The organism is Rhizobium sp. 22-785-1 (assembly GCF_053521965.1).
The window spans coordinates 43,250-61,839 of the sequence record NZ_JBNWDI010000013.1; the positions used below are offsets into that span (position 1 = coordinate 43,250).

Consider the following 18,590-nt stretch of genomic DNA (forward strand, 5'->3'; position numbering starts at 1 on the left):
ATGAGCGGCTTCGACCTTATCATTTTCGACTGCGACGGCGTTCTGGTCGATTCAGAGATCATCGCGGCACAAGTCGAATCCCGCCTGTTGACAGAGGCCGGCTATCCGATTTCTGTCGAGGAGATGGGCGAACGCTTTTCCGGCATGACATGGAAAAACATCCTGCTGGAGGTCGAGCGGGAGGCGAGCATTCCGCTCTCTGCCACGCTGCTTGATAAGTCGGAAAAGCTGTTGGATGCGCGCCTGGCACGCGACGTCAAAGTCATTGACGGCGTGAAATTTGCCCTGTCGCGCCTGACGACACAGCGCTGCATCTGCTCGAATTCTTCCAGCGCCCGGCTCGACATGATGCTGACGAAGGTCGGCTTGAAGCCCTATTTCGAGGGCCATGTCTATTCCGCCAAGGATCTTGGAGCGGATCGCGTCAAGCCGAAGCCCGACATTTTCCTCCACGGCGCCAAGCAGTTCGACGTCTCGCCTGACAAGGTCGTTGTGATCGAAGATTCGGTTCATGGCATCACCGGCGCGCGCGCGGCTGGCATGCGCGTCATCGGCTTCACCGGAGCATCGCACAGCTATCCGAGCCATGCGGACAAGCTGACCGACGCTGGTGCCGAGACAGTGATCTCCCGCATGCAGGATCTGCCCGCGACGATCGCCGCCCTTTCCGAATGGGCGATTTGAACCCATGAAAAAAGCCGGGCCGCTTGACGCGATCCGGCTTTCGAAAACGTCGACAAAGACCTCTGGTCTCAGCCCCTGCGACCGCTCTTCTTGCCGCCTGCCTTAGCGCCACCTGCATCGAAGGAGATGAAGACATTGGTCTGCTTGGACGCACCGCCCGGAGCATTCGGAATAGCAACATTCGGGTTGTTGAAGATGAACTGCGTGCCTGCGTCACCGGCAGGAACGTCTACGCCGAGGCTGGTGACCTGCGAGAAGATTTCACCGTCGCCATCTTTCACAGTGACGCGGATCGGCAGATTGACGCGGCCAGGCTTCGAAAGAGGCCCAGGAACAACACGTCCCTGTGCAAAGACGTTTACCGTCAAGGTCGATTCGTTCATGCTGCAAGAGCGAGTCGTATCGGATATGGATGCTTGGTAGACGAGCTTGCTCGGATCACCTTTTGCGCCGCCTGCATAGACCTGATGCACTGCGTTGCTGTCGAGCACGGTGATGGGCGGGCAAGTCGCCTGCACGACGGGCGCCACATTGGCCTGTTGTGCCGGAGGATTGACCGCCAGCGAGTCGGACGGATTGGAAGAATTGCAACCCGCAAGCACGGCAAGCAGCGATGCTGCGGCGGATAAACGCAAAATAGTCCCTGTCACTCTGTTCCACCCTCTAAAACAATTCCGCAACAGGCCGCAGATGCTGTTTATTGGCCTTTCTTGCCTGTCGGCGATGGTCTATAGCAGCGGCGCTGGGAAAAATCGATGGTTGCGTTGGGATTTGTGCCATTTTTGCGAAATGGGCGAGAAACCCCGCAGACACGGTTTGTCAGCCATGAACTGATGACGACGACGAAGGACGATTTCCGTGAAATATGTTTCGACCAGGGGCAGCGCCCCATCGCTTGGTTTTTCCGATGCGCTGCTTGCAGGCCTTGCGCGTGATGGCGGCCTTTATGTGCCGAGCGAATGGCCGAAGATGAAAAAGAAGGAAATTCGCGCCCTTCGCGGCAAGACTTATCAGGAAGTCGCCTTTGAGGTTCTCTACCGCTTCACCGGCGGGGAAATTCCTGAAAAGGATTTCCGTTCGATGATCGACGACGCCTACGCAACATTCCGTCATCCAGCTGTCACCCCTCTGGTCCAGACCGGACCGAACAGCTTCATTCTCGAGCTTTTCCATGGAACGACACTGGCGTTCAAGGACGTCGCCATGCAGCTTCTGGCTCGGCTGATGGACTACACCCTGGCCGAGCGCGGCCAGCGTGCAACGATCGTTGGCGCCACGTCCGGCGACACCGGCGGTGCCGCCATCGATGCGTTTGCCGGTCGCGATCGCACCGACATCTTCATCCTGTTCCCGCATGGCAAAGTTTCGCCTGTCCAGCAGCGTCAGATGACGAGTTCGACTGCTTCCAACGTGCATGCGCTTGCCATCAATGGTAATTTCGATGATTGCCAGAGCCTTGTCAAAGAGATGTTCAACGACGCGAAATTTCGCGATGGCGTGAAGCTTTCCGGCGTGAACTCCATCAACTGGGCGCGCATCATGGCGCAGGTGGTCTATTACTTCACCACCGCGATTTCGCTCGGAGCGCCCGATCGCAAGGTTTCCTTCACTGTGCCGACCGGCAACTTCGGCGATATATTTGCGGGTTATGTGGCCAAGCAGATGGGCCTGCCAATCGACAAGCTGGTGATCGCCACCAATGACAACGACATTCTGGCCCGCACCCTAAAGACCGGTCGTTACGAGATGCGCGGCGTTCACGCCACCACCTCGCCTTCGATGGATATCCAGATCTCCTCAAACTTCGAGCGCCTTTTGTTCGAAGCCTATGATCGCGACTCGGACGAGATCAAGCGCTCGATGGATGGCCTGAAGCAATCCGGCGCCTTCCAGATTTCCGAAGCGGCGATGAAGGTGATCAAGCGAGACTTCCGCGCGGGTCGCGCAACCGAAAAGCAGGTCGCGGCAACCATTCGCGACACACTAAGCGAGACCGGCTACCTGCTCGATCCCCATACCGCTACAGCGGTGTATGTTGCGAAAAAGCACGAAAAAACAAACAGTCCGATGGTGGTTCTTTCGACTGCGCATCCGGCGAAATTCCCTGATGCTGTAAAATCCGCTTGCGCAATCGATCCTGCCCTACCAGTATGGCTTGCTGATCTTATGAACCGGGAGGAGCGTTTCGACGTCCTGGAAGCAGAGCTTGAGGCGGTGGAGACCTTCATCGGCAAGCATGCTCGCGCCAAGGACTGACCGACGCGGAAAGACGTGGAAATGAATGTAAACGTAACCCGGCTTTCGTCCGGGTTGACAGTCGTGACCGAAAGAATGCCTCACCTCGAAAGCGTTGCTCTCGGTGTGTGGATAAAATCGGGTTCGCGCAACGAGACGGATGACGAGCACGGCATCGCTCATCTGCTTGAGCATATGGCATTTAAGGGCACGGCGCGCCGCACCGCCCGGCAGATCGCGGAAGAGATCGAGAATGTCGGCGGCGAAGTCAACGCTGCCACGTCCACCGAAACCACATCCTATTATGCCCGTGTGCTGAAGGATCACGTTCCCCTGGCAGTCGATATTCTGGCCGATATCCTGACCGAGTCCGCCTTCGACGAGGCGGAACTGGAGCGCGAAAAGAACGTCATCCTACAGGAAATCGGTGCTGCTACGGACACGCCCGACGACGTCGTTTTCGACAATTTTTCCGGTGTCGCCTATCGCGACCAAACGATCGGTCGTCCGATTCTCGGCACACCGGAAACGGTACAGTCTTTCACCACAGCCCAGATCCGCCATTATCTCGGTCGGAATTACACCACCGACCGGATCTTTGTTGTCGCGGCCGGTGCCGTCGATCATGAAACCTTTGTCAAACAAGTGGAGCAGCGTTTCTCCAGCCTCCCGCAGAAGCCTGAAACGACTCCGATCATCGAGAAAGCAATCTATACGGGCGGCGAAATTCGCGAGACGCGCGATTTGATGGATGCGCAGATCCTTCTCGGCTTCGAAGGCAAGGCTTATCACGCACGTGATTTCTATTGCTCGCAGATTCTCGCCAATATTCTCGGCGGCGGCATGTCGTCGCGGCTTTTCCAGGAAGTGCGTGAATATCGTGGCCTTTGCTATTCGGTCTACGCCTTCCATTGGGGCTTTTCAGACACCGGCATTTTCGGCATTCATGCCGCAACCGGCAGCAGCGATCTGGCGGAACTGGTTCCCGTTATCACCGAGGAACTGCGCAAGGCCTCTGACGTCATCCATCAGGAAGAAATCGACCGTGCTCGCGCGCAAATCCGCGCACAGTTGTTGATGGGGCAGGAAAGCCCGGCTGCACGTGCAGGTCAGATTGCGCGCCAGATGATGCTTTACGGTCGTCCTATTCCCAATGACGAGATGATGACGCGCCTTGGCGACATCACCCGTGAGCGGCTGACCGATCTTGCAGGGCGTCTGTTTTTCGATAAAGTCCCGACATTGTCAGCCATCGGTCCGCTGGAAAACCTGGCGCCGCTGTCCGACATCACGGCGGGCCTTTCAGTCGCGCCTTCGATGAAGATAACCGCAAACGGCTGACGGAACAGACTGCCCCGCAGCATGGTGTTGGACGACTAAATGCTGCGCTTTCTCTACCGCAATAGCGATACGCCGGAACTTCGCAGCGCAAACTACCTGCTGAGACTGCCGCGTTATTCCGATTTCAAGCAGTGGCACAAGCTACGCTCGGAAAGCCGCGGCTTTCTTCAGCCATGGGAGCCGACCTGGCGCAGCGACGAACTGACCGAAAGTTCGTTTCGCGTGCGCGTCACCCGCAACAACCAGGAATTCTCGTCCGGCACGGCCGTATCTCTGCTGCTCTTCTTATCGGACGATACGCTGATCGGAGGCATCACCATCGGCTACATCCGCAGGGGTGCGGCGCAAAGCTGTATGATCGGGTATTGGATGGGTGAGCCATATGCTCGAAATGGCCATATGTCTGCCGCATTAAAACTGGTAATACCCTACATCTTCAATGGACTTCAGTTGCACCGTATTGAGGCAGCCTGTATTCCAGACAACTTCAAAAGCATCCGGCTGCTCGAAAATGCCGGGTTTCAGCGGGAAGGCCTCTTGCGCGAATATCTGAAAATAAACGGCGAATGGCGGGACCATGCCATGTTTTCGCTGATTGCCGACAAACGCGTTTCCGGCGGGACTCAGTGAGAGTGATGACATATATGAGCCTCGTGTCGCGTATGTTGAAACGCATACCGGCGAAAGCATGTGCGACGGCGCTTCTGTTTTTCTGTGCGCTGCTGTCAAGCCAAGCGTCGGCTTTCGAGCCGGTGAAGATTTCTCGCGATGACACTGCGCTCGATTTGACGGCCACTACCGATATCTACGCCAATCAGGGCGAGGCGTTTCAGGTTTCGACGGCGCCTGGGCCGGACGGCATTCGTCGACGCATTGAAGTGCGGGCGAGCTCTCCCGCCCATCAGGGCGATTGGGCGGTGTTTGCGCTTGCCAACGTCTCGGAAGAACAGCTTGAGCGCGTCATCGTCGCGCCGCACTTTCGTCTCGTCAATTCCAAGCTCTTCTGGCCCGATCTCGGCTCGCAGCGCATCATCGCCATCACCCCGAGCGAAGGCTTCGCGCTGGATCGTCAACCAAGCCCCGATGCCGACGTCTTCCGCATCACGTTGAACCCGGGTGCCGTCATCACCTTCGTGGCCGAGCTTTCCACGCCGCAACTGCCGCAGCTCTATCTTTGGGAGCCGGAAGCCTACAAGGACACGATCAACGCCTTCACGCTCTATCGCGGTATCGTGCTTGGTATTGCCGGTCTGCTGGCTGTCCTCTTGACAATTCTTTTCGTGGTCAAAGGAACGTCCGTACTGCCCGCATCCGCAGCTCTCGCCTGGGCCGTGCTTGCCTATATCTGCGTCGATTTCGGCTTTCTGGAAAAACTGATTACCGTGACGTCGAGCGACGAGCGAATGTGGAGGGCGGGCGCCGAAGTGGCGCTCGCCTCCAGCTTCGTGGTCTTCCTGTTCACCTATCTCAATCTGAACAGATGGCACGCGCATCTGGGCTATGCCACATTCGCATGGATCATCGGTCTCGGCGCGCTTTTCGGCGTCGCGATTTACGATCCATCCATTGCATCCGGCATCGCGCGCGTTTCCTTTGCGCTGACGGCGTCCGTCGGCATCGTGCTGATCATTTATCTCGGCTTCAACCGCTACGACCGCGCCATTTTGCTGGTGCCATCCTGGGCGCTGATCCTGGTCTGGCTCTTCGGCGGGTGGCTGACAGTGACCGGGCAACTGGACAATGACATCGTGCAGCCAGCACTCGGCGGCGGCCTGGTCCTGATCGTGCTTTTGATCGGCTTTACCGTCATTCAGCACGCCTTTGCAGGAAGTGCCTATCAGCAGGGTTTGTTCTCCGATCTCGAGCGTCAATCCCTGGCATTGACCGGGAGTGGCGATACTGTCTGGGACTGGGATGTCACGCGCGACCGTATCGTTACGACGCCAGACGTCTCGATCAAGCTTGGCCTTCATCCGGGCACCATGCATGGCGCTGCGCGCAACTGGCTGCCGCGCCTCCACCCCGATGACCGCGACCGCTTCAAGGCAACGCTCGACGTGTTGCTCGACCATCGCAAGGGCCGACTGAACCACGAGTTTCGCATTCGCGCCGAGGATGGTCATTTCCATTGGCTGCAAATTCGAGCTCGGCCTGTGCTCGGCTCCAACGGTGAAATCATTCGATGTGTCGGCACCATTACCGACATTACCGAACCAAAGAATTCCGTCGAGCGACTGTTGCAGGACGCGCTGAACGACAACCTGACCGGCCTTCCAAACCGCCAGGTTTTCCTCGACCGCCTGCAATCGGTGCTAAACCTTGCGCCGGATGGCGATACGGTTCGCCCCACGGTCATGGCGATCGATATCGACCGCTACAAGCTCGTCAACGACACGCTTGGCATCGCTGCCGGCGACAATATTCTGATTGCCTTGACGCGCCGCCTACGCCGTCTCCTCAAACCGCAGGATACGCTGGCACGTCTGGGCGGAGACGAGTTCGGCCTGATCCTGGTGTCAGAGCGCGACCCGCAACGCGTGGCAGATTTTGCCGACGCGGTGAACAAGGCCATCATGGTACCCATCAATTTCGCCAACCGCGAAATCGTGCTGACCGCCTCCATCGGTCTGGTCTCCTGGATCGACCAGCAGGAAAATGCTCCGGGACTGTTGAGCGACGCTGAGCTTGCCATGTATCGCGCCAAGCGCGCGGGCGGCAACCGGGTCGAGCCTTTCCGTCCAGCCTTCAGAACGTCTGGAACCGATCGTCTGCAAATGGAAAGCGATCTGCGCCGCGCACTTGAGCGCAAGGAGCTTTCGCTCGCCTACCAGCCTATCGTCAAACTAGACAATGGCGATCTCGCGGGCTTCGAAGCCCTGATGCGCTGGGAGCATCCGAAGCGCGGAAACATTCCGCCGAGCGAGTTTATTCCGATTGCCGAAGCGTCGGGCCTTATCGAGCCGCTCGGCATGTTTGCGCTCGAGCGGGCAGCAAACGACCTGATGGACTGGCAGCACGCTATCGACAAGCTTCCAATTTTTATCTCGGTCAATATTTCAAGCTCGCAGCTGTTGAACAACGAACTTTACAACGACGTTCGCAGCATGCTTCAGCGAACACGCTGCAATCCCCAACAGTTGAAGTTGGAATTGACAGAATCCATCGTGATGGAAAATCCTGAACAGGCGCGTCTCGTGCTGGCCAAGCTCAAGGAAACCGGCTTAAGCCTTGCGCTCGACGATTTCGGCACTGGCTATTCTTCGCTTGCCTACCTGACACGTTTCCCCTTCGACACGATCAAGCTGGATAAGGCACTGATCGCCAATACGAGCGACAAGCGGAACGTCCTGCTCCGCTCGATCATCGCCATGGCGCGTGCGCTGGAAATGCAAGTGGTGGCAGAAGGTATCGAAACGCCGGAAGATGCGGCAGAGCTTGCCCGTATGAATTGTCATTACGGGCAAAGCTTCCTTTTCGGTACGCCGGACACGCCAGATGCGGCGCTTAGGCTACTACGCGAGCGCTTTCAGGTCTTCAAGCGCGCCTGATTGCTGTTCGGCCTGAGGCTGAGCCCCGCCTTGGTGCTGCGCTGCGCTATCGGGCGCATCCGAGTTGGCTGGAATTTTTTCATGCAAGAGATCATGAAGGAATTGCAGCTTCTCCACCACCGCGGGCGTTAGTACGAAGGGGTAGAGGTCGGCCTCTCCCATGCTGCGCTGCATGGAGTTCAGCGCTACGCTCAGCGGTACCCAAGCGTTGACCAACCGTTGTGCGCTTCTGGCACGGTAAGGGTCAAAGGCAACTTCGGTTGCCATTTCCTCATGACCTTCCGGCTCGATGGCGATGCCGAAGGCATGGGCGGTTTCGAGTGTGTCGACGATGTGGAGATAGTGTGCGAAGCACTCGGCGAAGTCTTCCCATGGATGTACTGATGCATAGGAGCTAATATAGGTTTCCTGCCATCCCGGCTGCGGTCCCTGCTCGTAATTGCGTTTCAGGGCCTCACCGTAATCCTCTCGCTCGTCGCCAAAGGCGGCGCGGAACGCGTCAAGCCTTCCAGCGTCACGCACCATCTTATTCCAGATGAAATGCCCGACCTCATGGCGGAAGTGGCCAAGCATGGTGCGATAAGGTTCGTTCATGTTGGCGCGAACCTGTTCACGCGTGACATCGTCGGCTTCAGCCGCACGGATCGCAATCAGCCCCTCGTCGTGACCTGTCATGGCCGGGATGACCGAACCGTCGGCAGCAATTTCATCCACCAGAAAGTCGAACACCAAGCCACCTTGCGGGTCGGAATCGCGGTTCGGATGAGGCAGTTTCAAGCGCAGCATGGAATAGAAGAGGTGACGCTGCGCCTGGCTAAGGCGCCGCCATTGCTCGATTCCTTCCTGGGTCGAGGCATCCGGCACCAGACGGTTATGGCTGCAAGCGGGGCAGAAGGGTGTTTCGCTATCGGCCGGGATAGCCCAGTTGCAGATGTCGTTGACTTCGTTTGCGCAGAAGCGAACCTGATGATCCGGCTTCGATACCAGCGTCCACAACGGGTCACCTGCTGGATCCAACGCCTCCATTGAAAGCGTCTGCGGTACGAAGGCGAGCCGATGGCCGCATCGAACACAGGACCGGTTATCAAAGTGGACGGGCTGCCCGCACGCAGCACACGAGAAAAGTTGCATCCCTATCTCCTGGGTATCACGACTGGTTGGGGAAATTGCTCGCACAAGCGAAAAAAACGCATGTGCCGAACTTCAACACATGCGCCCAGGGACCTGCGAAGGTCATCAAGGTTGCGACCGTCTTATCTCTAAGAGGTCGCAGTCGTCTTACATTCTGTCGACCGTGTCCTTGACGGCGTCCTTGGCCTTGCCGGCAGCGACCTGGACCTTGCCCTTGGTTTCCTGCGCAGCACCTTCGGCGCGCATGCTGTCGTTGCCGGTAGCGGAACCAACGCTCTGCTTTACCTTGCCAGCAACTTCGTTTGCCTTACCAGCGATCTTGTCGGACGTGCTACCCATGATCATTCTCCCTAGTTTCATGCCAGGCTCGGTGCTGGCTACCGGGGAGAAAACGTCACCACTATAATTTTGTTCCTGCTGATCTCAAGCTTTCAATCTCAAGGTCAAGCGTGCCCTGCTTCGGCTGAGAGCATGCGCGGATCGACCCCCATCAAAGCAAGGGCTCGCTCATATTTGTCGTCCAGAGAACGATCGAAGATCAGTTCTTCCGATGCCGGGCAATTCAGCCAGCCATTATTGGCGATCTCGTTTTCGAGCTGTCCCGGTGCCCAGCCAGCATAACCTAGCAGCATCGTGGCACGCTGCGGCATACGGCCGTTGGAAATTGCCCGCACGATATCGAGCGTCGCCGTCAACGAGATATCGTCGCTGACGGGAATGCTGGATTCACTTGAGTAATCATCCGAGTGCAGCACGAAGCCCCTGCCCGCTTCTACCGGTCCGCCAAACTGGATCGGAAAATCGCGGGTGCGATTGGGCAGCATGATCGCGTCGTTGCTATCCATGATCTTCAAATGCAGAAGTACATCGGTGAAGGTAATCTGTTGGCCTCGATTGATGATGAAACCCATGGCGCCGGCCTGAGAGTGCGCGCAGATATAGATGACTGAGCGCTCGAAGGCGCTGTTGTCCAGACCTGGCATGGCGATCAGAAACTGACCATCCAAAAAGCCTCGTTCCCTTTTGTCCATGAGGGTCGAAAAAGCCAAGAGCACCTCCCCTTTTCAGCGCCCCGTAGCGACGCCGGTTTGGTTTCACCATTTGGCAAGGATGCTGCATAGCGGCCCATCAATCAACCGAAAATGATAAGTGGGACAAAATCGTAACTGGTGACTTCTAGCCTGTTGCGCTAGACGAAGAGCATGACCCGTTCGATTTACCTCCCCTTTCGCACATTTCTGATCGCCCTCTTCACCCTCGTCGCGATGTTTGCCAGCGGGCAAATCGCCAGGGCCGATACGAGCGAATGGGCGACGAGCGAGGGCGGGCGCATGCGTATCGTCAGCCTGCCCGCAGACCCTAGCGGCAAGATCGAAGCGGTTCTTCAAATCGAACTGAAGCCCGGCTGGATCACCTATTGGCGCGAACCAGGAGAAGCGGGCATACCACCGCAACTCAAGCCAGATCCGACAAGCGGCGTGACGTTGGCCTCCATGGCATTCCCCGTGCCCAAGCTGATCAAGAACGACGATATAACCGATATCGGCTATGACCAGCCGGTGAACTTTCCCTTCACCCTTCATTCCAGTGCAGGGCACGACGCAGATGTGGTTAAGTTGACGGCCTTTATCGGCGTCTGCCTCAATATCTGTATTCCGTTTGAAGCGGGTTTCGAGATCGATAGAAGGGCACAGGCCACGCAAGAAGAGCTTGCCTTCATCGAGGCAAGCAAGGCAAGCCTTCCAGAGGCACCAACAGACGACTTCAAAGTTGTGAACTTTCACATCACTCCCGACAAGACACTGCTCGGCGTGGAGTTACACCTGCCTGAGGGTGCTCCGAAAGAGGCCGATATCTATGTCGCCGGCCCGTCCGGCTATGCCTATTTCGAGCCGCAGAATCTGGTGCGCGACAAGCGCAAGCTTTCCTTTTACATGAACATCAAGGGCCTACCGAAGAGCTATAATCCGAAAGGCCAGAGTTGGCAGATTCTGGTCAAATCCGGCTCCCGGGCCATGGAAGCGCCGCTAGATTTTCCAGCACAATAACGCCCGTCAGGGATCAAGAAACGACTTCACAGTTTTCTCGATGATGCTCTATAGTCGCGCCGTCATTGCCACAGGAGCGATATTATGACCATCAAGATCGGCGACAAGCTGCCCTCCGCAACCTTCAAGGAAAAAACAGCGGACGGCCCTGTCGAAACCACGACCGACGAGCTTTTCAGCGGCAAGAAGGTTGTCGTCTTCGCCGTTCCCGGAGCATTCACGCCAACTTGCTCGTTGAACCACTTGCCGGGTTATCTGGAAAACCGTGACGCCATCCTCGCGCGCGGTGTGGACGACATCGCCGTCGTCGCCGTCAATGACTGGCACGTCATGGGCGCTTGGGCGCAATCGAGCGGCGGCCAGGGCAAGATCCACTTCCTAGCGGACTGGGACGCATCCTTCACCAAGGCGCTCGGTCTCGATGCCGACCTTTCCGGCGGCGGTCTCGGCGTGCGCTCCAAGCGCTATTCCATGCTTGTCGATGACGGCGTGGTCAAGTCTTTGAACGTCGAAGACAATCCCGGCCAGGCAACGGTGTCTTCGGCTGCCACGATGATCGAACAGCTCTGATCTTCCAGTCTATACGTGAACTCTAATTGGCCCGGCATCGCGTCGGGCCTTTTCCATGTAAAGGGATATCATCAAGCCTAAAGAAGCGGCCGCTAGCCGCCTTTCTTCCGCCTCAATTGTTACACCATAACAGTAACGGTATAACATTTTTGTGAGCGCGCCATGCGTTTGTCGACCCTACCTCCCCTTCTACGCCAGTCTTCGGCTCAACGCCTTCTTCTGGCTCTCCTGCTTCTCTTGCCCCTCTGGGCTGCGATATATTGGGCAGTTGTGTTGCCATGACGAACGTCCCCATTCTTCAGGTCGAAAACCTCACTGTCGCTTATGAGCGGCACCCGGCGGTTCATCATGTTTCCGGTGCTTTTCATGCGGGAAGCCTGACGGCCATTGCCGGACCAAACGGCGCAGGCAAATCAACGTTGCTGAAATCCATTATCGGTGAGTTGCGGCCATCTGAAGGTCGGATCATCCACGCTTTGAATCGGACTGATTTTGGCTATCTACCGCAGGCTGCGGATATCAACCGGCGTTTTCCGATTTCGGTGCTAGATACGGTTCTGCTCGGTGCATGGAAATCAGCAGGCGCATTTGGGCGCATCACGACCGCGCAACTGGAGGCAGGTCGCCACGCATTGTCGGCCGTGGGTCTTGAGGGCTTCGAGAAGCGACCGATTGGTTCGCTCTCAGCCGGGCAGTTCCAGCGTGTGCTTTTCGCGAGGCTTCTGGTCCAAGATGCCAAGGTCATTCTGCTGGATGAGCCTTTCACTGCTATCGATGCCAGAACGACGCGCGATCTGCTCGACATCGTCGCGCGCTGGCATGGCGAGGGCCGCACCGTGATCGCCGTGCTGCATGATTTCGATCAGGTACGGGCGCACTTTCCTCAGACCTTGCTGATTGCCCGAGAACTGGTTGGCTGGGGTGCGACCGATGACGTCATGTCGTCTGTCAATCTTCTGCGTGCGCGCGCCATGGCCGAGCGCTGGGATGAGAATAGCGTCATCTGCGAGCCAGCAGCATGACGGCCTATGATCTCTTCGTTGCGCCGTTCCAGGATTACGGCTTCATGCGCCGCGCACTCGTCGCCTGCCTTTGCCTTTCGGTTGGGGCAAGCCCCATCGGCGTTTTACTCGCCCTGCGACGGATGAGCCTGATGGGCGATGCGCTGAGCCACGCCATTCTGCCGGGGGCTGCCATCGGCTATCTTATAGCAGGTTCGCTCTCGCTCACGGCCATGGGCCTTGGCGGTCTCGTTGCGGGGCTATCCGTCGCGCTTCTTTCCGGCATCGTCAGCCGCGTGACACCGCTCCAGGAGGACGCAAGCTTTGCGAGCTTCTACCTGGCATCGCTGGCGCTAGGGGTGTTAATTGTTTCGCTGCATGGCTCGAATGTCGATCTGCTGCATGTGCTTTTCGGCACGATCCTCGCCATCGATGCGCCCGCACTTTTTCAGATTGGCGCGATTACATCGCTGACGCTGGTGGTGATGGCGTTTATCTATCGCCCGCTCGTGACCGAATGTTTCGATCCCGGCTTCCTGCGCGCCGTGGGCGGCCGCGGACCGATCTATCACGTCGCTTTCCTGTTGCTGGTCGTGCTCAATCTCGTCGCAAGTTTTCAAGCACTCGGAACGCTAATGGCGGTGGGCCTCATGATGCTTCCGGCGGCGATCGCGCAATTATGGGCGCGCAGCCTGCCTGCGATGCTTGCGATCGCCGGCGGCAGTGCCGCAGTCTCGGGCTATCTCGGCCTCGTTGCCTCCTACCATTTCGAGACGGCGTCCGGCCCCACCATCATCATTGCAGCCACCTGTCTTTATGGGCTCTCCATACTGGTTGCGCCTGCGGGCCTCGGTTCGCGCCTTTTCACCCGCCCTCATCTGAAGGGCTAATTTTAGGAGAATGCCAATGTCACCACGCCTCTTCCTTTTCTCGACAGCTCTTCCAATCGTCATGGCCTTTTCTACCTGCGCGTCTGCTGGGGAAGTAAAAGCCGTGGCTTCGTTCACAGTGCTTGCCGATGTGGTGAAGCAAGTTGGTGGCAAGCATGTTACGGTCAGCAGCCTCGTCAAGCCGGATGGCGATCCGCACGAGTTCGAGCCTTCGCCGACAGATGCAAAAAAGCTTAAGGCTGCCGACGTTGTCTTCGTCAGCGGACTGGGTCTGGAAGGGTGGATGGACCGGCTTATTTCCGCTTCAGGCTACAAGGGCGCGCCCGTCAATGTCTCGGAAGGCATCAAGACGCGCGAGATGGACGAGGACGGCAAGACGGTGACCGACCCCCATGTCTGGAACAGCCCGGTCAACGTCAAGGTGTGGGTCCATAACATCGAGACGACGCTTGCCGCTGTCGACCCGGCGGATAAGGACGACTTCAAGGCAAATGCTGCAGCCTACATCCAGAAACTCGACGAGTTGGATCGTTACGCTCACCAGAAGTTCGATTCCGTCCAACAGGATCGCCGCAAGATTCTGACAAGCCATGATGCGTTCGGCTATTTCGGACGCGAATATAACGTCACGTTCCTGTCGCCGCTCGGCGTTTCCACGGAAACGGAAGCCTCTGCCGGAGATGTGGCAAAGCTGATCGAGCAGATCAAGGCCGAACACGTCAAAACCTATTTCTTCGAAAACTCGAACGATCCACGGCTGGTGAAGCAGGTGGCGAAAGCAACGGGTGCTGCACCGGGCGGAGAACTTTACGTCGAGTCGCTATCAAAAGCGAACGGCCCTGCACCGACTTATGAGAAGATGTTCCGCTACAATGTCGACAAGATTGCAGACGCTATCAACAAGTCCAGTTGATGAAACCAAGTGGCCTTCGTCCCCCTGAAGCTGGTGACGAAGGCGACTTATTGAAGACATTGAGAATTGCGCTGCTGGTGTCAAACAGCCATGTCGAAAACGAGGATGCCAGCCAGGCCACCATCGGTCAGACCGGCCAGGCGCTCTCCGACATCAACATGGTCGGGGTGCACGAGATAGTCGTCGCGTGCCTCCGTGCTCTCGAAGGTGACGATGAAACCATCCAGGAAGCCGCCATTCAACCCTTCGGATGAAACGTTCTGGCCGCACCTAATGTCGGAAATGCCGGGAATAACATCCTTCAGCGCGGTGATCGCCTCATAGATCGCCTGCTTTTCGGACGTGGTGGTTGCGGACTTAAACCGCAGAAATACGCAGTGAAGTATCGTCATGTGTCCCTCCTCCTTGATGCTGCAGCACTCGCTTTGAGACTACACCATCGCTTCATGACCGTCGTTTGAACGGCTCCATGCCTTTGCGCGCCAGTTCGTCTGCGCGCTCGTTTTCGGGATGTCCGGCATGTCCCTTGACCCAATGCAGCGTCACCTTATGGCGCTCACGGGCTGCTTCCAGCGCCTGCCACAATTCCACGTTCTTGACCGGCTTATTGTCGGCGGTCTTCCAGCCTTTTTTCTTCCAGCCGAAAATCCACTTGGTGATGCCATCCTTAACATAGGCGCTGTCGGTGTAGAGATCGACCTCACAAGGGGCCTTCAGCGCATTCAACGCTTCGATGGCCGCCATCAGTTCCATGCGGTTATTGGTGGTATCGGCCTCGCCGCCGTTCAGTTCCTTCTCAACCTCCCCGTAGCGAAGAACGGCGCCCCACCCGCCGGGTCCGGGATTGCCGGAACAGGCGCCGTCGGTAAAAATATCGACATGCTTCATTATTGCGCCAATCCATACTCGGCCACGTTGCCGATGGAGCGGTGGAACCGCAGCTTGCGCAGATATTCAAGCGGATCCTTCTTCACCACAAGAGCGCCCTCTGGCGTCGTCAGCCAATCATAGAGCCTAGTCAGGAAGAAGCGCAACGCCGAACCACGCGCCAGGATCGGCATGGCATCCAGTTCGGCTTCACTCATCGGGCGTACCGACTGATAGCCTTCAAGCAATGCCTTGCCCTTGGTGACATTATAGGATCCGTCTTTCTCAAAACACCAGGCGTTGAGGCAGATCGAAACGTCATAGGCGAGAAGATCGTTGCAGGCGAAATAGAAGTCGATCAGCCCGGAAAGCTCGTCGCCCAGAAAGAAGACATTGTCCTGAAACAGATCGGCATGGATGACGCCAGACGGCAGATCGCCCGGCCAATTGGCCGCCAGAAACGCGATCTCCGGATCGATCTCGCCCTTCAAACCATTCTCCACCTCATCGGCGCGGGCTTCAGACTTCTCCCAAAGCACCTTCCAGCCTTCGAGCGAAAGTGCGTTAGGCCGTCTGAGGTCAAAACCTTCACCCGCCAGATGCATCGCCGCCAGAGCTTTGCCAACTTCACGACAATGCTTCGCTTCAGGCTTTCTCAGCCACATGCCTTCGAGGAAGGAGATCAGTGCTGCTGGACGGCCGGACAACTCTCCAAGCAACTCGCCATCCTTACGCGGCAATGGCAGCGGGCATGACAAGCCCTTATCGGCCAGATGCTGCATCAACCCAAGAAAGAACGGCAGGTCGGACTTTTCCACCCGCTTCTCGTAGAGCGTCAGGATCAGCGGATCTTTGGTGGTGTGAAGCAGAAAATTGGAGTTCTCGACACCCTCGGCTATGCCCTTGTAAGAGGTCAATTCGCCGACGTCATATTGGCCGAGAAACTGTTTCAGCTCATCTTCGGTGATGTCTGTGTAAACTGCCAATGGAATTCTCTTGCAAGAGGATGGATAGGGTCAGACGTTCAGCACGGCCTTCGGCGGAAGCGCATCGCTTGCGCTGCCATTCACGAATGCCATGTCTTGTGTGGTGAGTTCAATATTGCGCAGTTCGCGATTCACCAGAAAATGTTCAGTCTCTTCTACGGTGACGGCCAGATCGAGCGTGGTGTCGAAGCGCTCCTTGAAAGCCTGGATGATCTCGTCGACGATGACTTCGGGTGCGGATGCACCTGCGGAAAGACCGATGGTGCGCACATCACCGATGTCATCCCAGTCGATCTCGGCAGCACGCTGAACCAGAACAGAGCGCTTCGCGCCAGCGCGCAACGCTACTTCCACCAGACGCTTGGAATTCGAGGAGTTGGGCGCGCCCACGACGATGAAAAGATCGCAGCCGGGTGCCGCCTGTTTCACTGCATCCTGACGGTTGGTGGTGGCATAGCAGATACTATCCGCCGCCGGCGCCTGCATGGCCGGAAAGCGTTCCTGCAGCTTGGCAATGACGCCCGCAGTATCGTCGACGGATAGCGTCGTCTGCGTCACGAAGCCCAGGTTCTCCGGGTCGATAGGCTGATAACGCGCCGCATCTTCGACCGTTTCGATGAGAGATACCGTCCCCTCGGGCAGTTGCCCCATGGTACCGATGACTTCCGGATGACCCGCATGGCCGATGAGAATAACGTGGCGGCCAAGGCGCTGGTGGCGCATGGCCTGCTTATGGACCTTGGAGACAAGCGGGCACGTGGCATCGAGATAAAAGAGATTGCGCGCCTGCGCGTCTTCGGGCACCGATTTCGGCACGCCATGAGCGGAAAACACCACGGGCTGCTGGCGATGTTCGGCCGGAATCTCGTTCAGTTCTTCGACGAAGATTGCACCCTTCGCCTCAAGTCCTTCGACCACATAACGATTGTGAACGATCTCGTGGCGTACATAGACAGGAGCGCCATAAGCTTTGAGCGCCAGCACCACGATCTGGATGGCACGATCGACCCCGGCGCAAAAACCCCGCGGGCCACAGAGCCTGATGGTGAGAGGCGGCTTGGAAACGGCCATATTCATTCCTGCTCCTTTGCCTCCCATTTTACGTAAAACCGCTCGCTTCGGCGCAATTGGATGCGCGTGCGCGAGGTACCCTACTCCCTTGGGCCTTTGAGGCTCCGCACATAGGCAAAACCGGCCACGAAGACAAGGGCAGCGGCAAGACCGTACCAAGTAATCGCATATTGAAGGTGATTATTGGGCAGATCAATAAGCGTCACGCCGCCTTTGGGCCAGCCGCCCGGATTGGCGGCGCCATTGGCATCGACGAAAAACGGCACCAGCGCGCCGGGAGAGAGACCAACACTTCTCGCCATGGCGCGGATATCTTTCCAATAGAAGATATTCTTGGCGACGTCATTGTCAGGCAGCATGATGGATGGCTTTGCCGCAAGCTGCGCACGCGCCAGCCCCTCGATGGTGACACGCCCCGCGATCTGCCCCTGCTCGCGTTTTGCCGGGTCCTTCATATCGTAAAGGACGAAGCCGCGATTGATGAAGATCTCCCGTCCGTCATCAAGCTTCAACGGCGTATAGACGTAGTATCCGGTCTGTCCCTGATGCGTGGCAAAAAAGTGCCGCTCCTTCGAATGATCGAAAACGCCAGAGAGCCGAACGGTGCGGTATTCGATATCGCCACCGGAGGCGGCAATCCTTTCGATCTCAGCAAGGTCAATAGGTGCGGCGTGAACGCGCAGTTCGATCTCGCTGAGAAGGGCCTCCTTCCAATATAGCCGCTTCACCTGCCATGTGCCGAGCGCCAAAAGAATGACGAGCAAAAGCAGCACCAGAGGACCAGCAAACCACAGTCGCCGGTGGGCAGGCTTGAGGGGACCATGCTCAACCATGATCGATGCTGCCTTCACTGGCGTTGTTGCGATATTGGAGCGCCACCATAATGCCCTTCAGCTTGCGCAAAAGAACCAGCGAAAGGATGACTGTCAGGGGTAGCCAAATCAAGGCGTGAAGCCAAACGGGTGGCGCGAAGACGGAATCGAACCAGAGGGCAAGGCCAATGATCAGAAACCCGACGATCAACATAACGAAGACAGCCGGACCATCGCCAGCGTCTGCGAATGCATAATCCAGTCCGCAGGCACTGCAATGTGGCTTCAGTTTAAGAAATCCGTCGAAGAGTTTCCCCCGCCCACAACGGGGGCAACAGCCTTGCAGACCGACCTTGATTGGATCGACAGGAGGGAACTCGCCTGTATTCTGCATCATGGCTCCTCCGGCCTCCTTAGATCAATAAGCGCAGCAATCCGCCGCGCTTATACCAGTCGCTCAATCAGCGACGCCTGGTCTTCATGATCAAATGGA

At 57.3% G+C, this 18,590-nt stretch carries 20 protein-coding genes; 10 read left to right on the forward strand and 10 right to left on the reverse strand.

Features of this window, described 5'->3' with window-relative positions:
* Window positions 1-684 carry an HAD-IA family hydrolase gene (locus ACQZ5M_RS20230; protein ID WP_449080702.1) on the forward strand — a complete coding sequence of 228 codons (684 nt, stop codon included), beginning with the start codon at window positions 1-3 and terminating at the stop codon, window positions 682-684.
* Window positions 685-752: 68 nt separating this feature from the next.
* Here ACQZ5M_RS20230 and ACQZ5M_RS20235 read toward each other — a convergent pair whose 3' ends face one another.
* Window positions 753-1,334 carry a PilZ domain-containing protein gene (locus ACQZ5M_RS20235; protein WP_296036219.1) on the reverse strand — a complete coding sequence of 194 codons (582 nt, stop codon included), beginning with the start codon at window positions 1,332-1,334 and terminating at the stop codon, window positions 753-755.
* Between the two features lie 208 nt (window positions 1,335-1,542).
* Between ACQZ5M_RS20235 and thrC the strand changes: the two genes are divergently transcribed.
* From thrC to ACQZ5M_RS20255, 4 genes are read left to right on the forward strand one after another with little or no spacing between them, the layout of a single operon-like run.
* Complete coding sequence (gene thrC / locus ACQZ5M_RS20240) at window positions 1,543-2,940, forward strand: threonine synthase (RefSeq protein ID WP_449080703.1); 1,398 nt, start codon at window positions 1,543-1,545, stop codon at window positions 2,938-2,940.
* Between the two features lie 21 nt (window positions 2,941-2,961).
* Window positions 2,962-4,260 (forward strand): M16 family metallopeptidase, encoded by a 1,299-nt coding sequence (locus ACQZ5M_RS20245; protein ID WP_296021229.1) that lies wholly within the window; start codon window positions 2,962-2,964, stop codon window positions 4,258-4,260.
* A gap of 39 nt (window positions 4,261-4,299) precedes the next feature.
* Entirely contained in the window at window positions 4,300-4,890 is a 591-nt protein-coding gene (locus tag ACQZ5M_RS20250; protein WP_449080704.1) for a GNAT family N-acetyltransferase, read from the forward strand.
* A gap of 5 nt (window positions 4,891-4,895) precedes the next feature.
* Window positions 4,896-7,808, forward strand: coding sequence for an EAL domain-containing protein (locus ACQZ5M_RS20255; RefSeq protein WP_449080705.1), 2,913 nt, complete (start codon window positions 4,896-4,898; stop codon window positions 7,806-7,808).
* Here ACQZ5M_RS20255 and ACQZ5M_RS20260 read toward each other — a convergent pair.
* From ACQZ5M_RS20260 to ACQZ5M_RS20270, 3 genes are all read right to left on the reverse strand, one after another.
* Entirely contained in the window at window positions 7,773-8,939 is a 1,167-nt protein-coding gene (locus tag ACQZ5M_RS20260) for a zinc-binding metallopeptidase family protein (RefSeq protein ID WP_449080706.1), read from the reverse strand. The genes ACQZ5M_RS20255 and ACQZ5M_RS20260 overlap by 36 nt on opposite strands.
* A 147-nt stretch (window positions 8,940-9,086) precedes the next feature.
* Window positions 9,087-9,278, reverse strand: a complete 192-nt coding sequence (locus ACQZ5M_RS20265; protein ID WP_296021234.1) for a CsbD family protein — start codon at window positions 9,276-9,278, stop codon at window positions 9,087-9,089.
* A gap of 104 nt (window positions 9,279-9,382) precedes the next feature.
* Window positions 9,383-9,988: a YqgE/AlgH family protein gene (locus ACQZ5M_RS20270; protein WP_296074546.1), complete on the reverse strand. Its 606-nt coding sequence runs from the start codon at window positions 9,986-9,988 to the stop codon at window positions 9,383-9,385.
* 153 nt (window positions 9,989-10,141) lie between these two features.
* Here ACQZ5M_RS20270 and ACQZ5M_RS20275 point away from each other — a divergent pair, with 153 nt between their 5' ends.
* From ACQZ5M_RS20275 to ACQZ5M_RS20295, 5 genes are all read left to right on the forward strand, one after another.
* Window positions 10,142-10,987 carry a protein-disulfide reductase DsbD domain-containing protein gene (locus ACQZ5M_RS20275; RefSeq protein ID WP_296103707.1) on the forward strand — a complete coding sequence of 282 codons (846 nt, stop codon included), beginning with the start codon at window positions 10,142-10,144 and terminating at the stop codon, window positions 10,985-10,987.
* Between the two features lie 84 nt (window positions 10,988-11,071).
* Window positions 11,072-11,557, forward strand: a complete 486-nt coding sequence (locus ACQZ5M_RS20280) for a peroxiredoxin (RefSeq protein WP_296036205.1) — start codon at window positions 11,072-11,074, stop codon at window positions 11,555-11,557.
* 278 nt (window positions 11,558-11,835) lie between these two features.
* Window positions 11,836-12,579, forward strand: a complete 744-nt coding sequence (locus ACQZ5M_RS20285; protein ID WP_449080707.1) for a metal ABC transporter ATP-binding protein — start codon at window positions 11,836-11,838, stop codon at window positions 12,577-12,579.
* On the forward strand, window positions 12,576-13,448 hold the full coding sequence (locus ACQZ5M_RS20290; protein ID WP_296074537.1) for a metal ABC transporter permease: 873 nt from the start codon (window positions 12,576-12,578) through the stop codon (window positions 13,446-13,448). Before ACQZ5M_RS20285 ends, ACQZ5M_RS20290 begins: the two co-directional genes overlap by 4 nt.
* Before the next feature lie 16 nt (window positions 13,449-13,464).
* Window positions 13,465-14,361, forward strand: a complete 897-nt coding sequence (locus tag ACQZ5M_RS20295; RefSeq protein WP_296074534.1) for a metal ABC transporter substrate-binding protein — start codon at window positions 13,465-13,467, stop codon at window positions 14,359-14,361.
* An 80-nt stretch (window positions 14,362-14,441) separates the two neighbouring features.
* On the opposite strand, the gene ACQZ5M_RS20300 is transcribed toward ACQZ5M_RS20295, so the two are convergent.
* The 6 genes from ACQZ5M_RS20300 to ACQZ5M_RS20325 all read right to left on the reverse strand — a co-directional run bounded on the left by ACQZ5M_RS20300 (window position 14,442) and on the right by ACQZ5M_RS20325 (window position 18,494).
* Window positions 14,442-14,753, reverse strand: coding sequence for a Dabb family protein (locus ACQZ5M_RS20300; protein ID WP_449080708.1), 312 nt, complete (start codon window positions 14,751-14,753; stop codon window positions 14,442-14,444).
* A 52-nt stretch (window positions 14,754-14,805) separates the two neighbouring features.
* Window positions 14,806-15,249 carry a ribonuclease HI gene (rnhA, locus tag ACQZ5M_RS20305; protein ID WP_296021253.1) on the reverse strand — a complete coding sequence of 148 codons (444 nt, stop codon included), beginning with the start codon at window positions 15,247-15,249 and terminating at the stop codon, window positions 14,806-14,808.
* Window positions 15,249-16,214 (reverse strand): homoserine kinase, encoded by a 966-nt coding sequence (locus tag ACQZ5M_RS20310; protein ID WP_296021256.1) that lies wholly within the window; start codon window positions 16,212-16,214, stop codon window positions 15,249-15,251. The genes rnhA and ACQZ5M_RS20310 overlap by 1 nt, the downstream gene beginning before the upstream one ends.
* 30 nt (window positions 16,215-16,244) lie before the next feature.
* Window positions 16,245-17,291 (reverse strand): 4-hydroxy-3-methylbut-2-enyl diphosphate reductase, encoded by a 1,047-nt coding sequence (gene ispH / locus ACQZ5M_RS20315; RefSeq protein ID WP_296021257.1) that lies wholly within the window; start codon window positions 17,289-17,291, stop codon window positions 16,245-16,247.
* 74 nt (window positions 17,292-17,365) lie between these two features.
* Entirely contained in the window at window positions 17,366-18,118 is a 753-nt protein-coding gene (locus ACQZ5M_RS20320) for an SURF1 family protein (RefSeq protein ID WP_296021259.1), read from the reverse strand.
* Window positions 18,111-18,494, reverse strand: coding sequence for a DUF983 domain-containing protein (locus tag ACQZ5M_RS20325; protein WP_296021261.1), 384 nt, complete (start codon window positions 18,492-18,494; stop codon window positions 18,111-18,113). Before ACQZ5M_RS20325 ends, ACQZ5M_RS20320 begins: the two co-directional genes overlap by 8 nt.
* Between the last annotated feature and the right edge of the window lie 96 nt (window positions 18,495-18,590).

What these genes read in the sequence shown, in the direction of transcription:
- ACQZ5M_RS20275 (WP_296103707.1), top strand. Translation starts at nt 10,142, where the DNA reads ATGACCCGTTCGATTTACCTCCCCTTTCGCACATTTCTGATCGCCCTC.
- ACQZ5M_RS20290 (WP_296074537.1), top strand. Translation starts at nt 12,576, where the DNA reads ATGACGGCCTATGATCTCTTCGTTGCGCCGTTCCAGGATTACGGCTTC.
- ACQZ5M_RS20285 (WP_449080707.1), top strand. Translation starts at nt 11,836, where the DNA reads ATGACGAACGTCCCCATTCTTCAGGTCGAAAACCTCACTGTCGCTTAT.
- ACQZ5M_RS20230 (WP_449080702.1), top strand. Translation starts at nt 1, where the DNA reads ATGAGCGGCTTCGACCTTATCATTTTCGACTGCGACGGCGTTCTGGTC.
- ACQZ5M_RS20320 (WP_296021259.1), bottom strand. Translation starts at nt 18,118, where the DNA reads ATGGTTGAGCATGGTCCCCTCAAGCCTGCCCACCGGCGACTGTGGTTT.
- ACQZ5M_RS20255 (WP_449080705.1), top strand. Translation starts at nt 4,896, where the DNA reads ATGACATATATGAGCCTCGTGTCGCGTATGTTGAAACGCATACCGGCG.
- ACQZ5M_RS20295 (WP_296074534.1), top strand. Translation starts at nt 13,465, where the DNA reads ATGTCACCACGCCTCTTCCTTTTCTCGACAGCTCTTCCAATCGTCATG.
- ACQZ5M_RS20280 (WP_296036205.1), top strand. Translation starts at nt 11,072, where the DNA reads ATGACCATCAAGATCGGCGACAAGCTGCCCTCCGCAACCTTCAAGGAA.
- ACQZ5M_RS20260 (WP_449080706.1), bottom strand. Translation starts at nt 8,939, where the DNA reads ATGCAACTTTTCTCGTGTGCTGCGTGCGGGCAGCCCGTCCACTTTGAT.
- rnhA (WP_296021253.1), bottom strand. Translation starts at nt 15,249, where the DNA reads ATGAAGCATGTCGATATTTTTACCGACGGCGCCTGTTCCGGCAATCCC.
- ACQZ5M_RS20250 (WP_449080704.1), top strand. Translation starts at nt 4,300, where the DNA reads ATGCTGCGCTTTCTCTACCGCAATAGCGATACGCCGGAACTTCGCAGC.
- ispH (WP_296021257.1), bottom strand. Translation starts at nt 17,291, where the DNA reads ATGAATATGGCCGTTTCCAAGCCGCCTCTCACCATCAGGCTCTGTGGC.
- ACQZ5M_RS20245 (WP_296021229.1), top strand. Translation starts at nt 2,962, where the DNA reads ATGAATGTAAACGTAACCCGGCTTTCGTCCGGGTTGACAGTCGTGACC.
- ACQZ5M_RS20325 (WP_296021261.1), bottom strand. Translation starts at nt 18,494, where the DNA reads ATGATGCAGAATACAGGCGAGTTCCCTCCTGTCGATCCAATCAAGGTC.
- ACQZ5M_RS20300 (WP_449080708.1), bottom strand. Translation starts at nt 14,753, where the DNA reads ATGACGATACTTCACTGCGTATTTCTGCGGTTTAAGTCCGCAACCACC.
- ACQZ5M_RS20265 (WP_296021234.1), bottom strand. Translation starts at nt 9,278, where the DNA reads ATGGGTAGCACGTCCGACAAGATCGCTGGTAAGGCAAACGAAGTTGCT.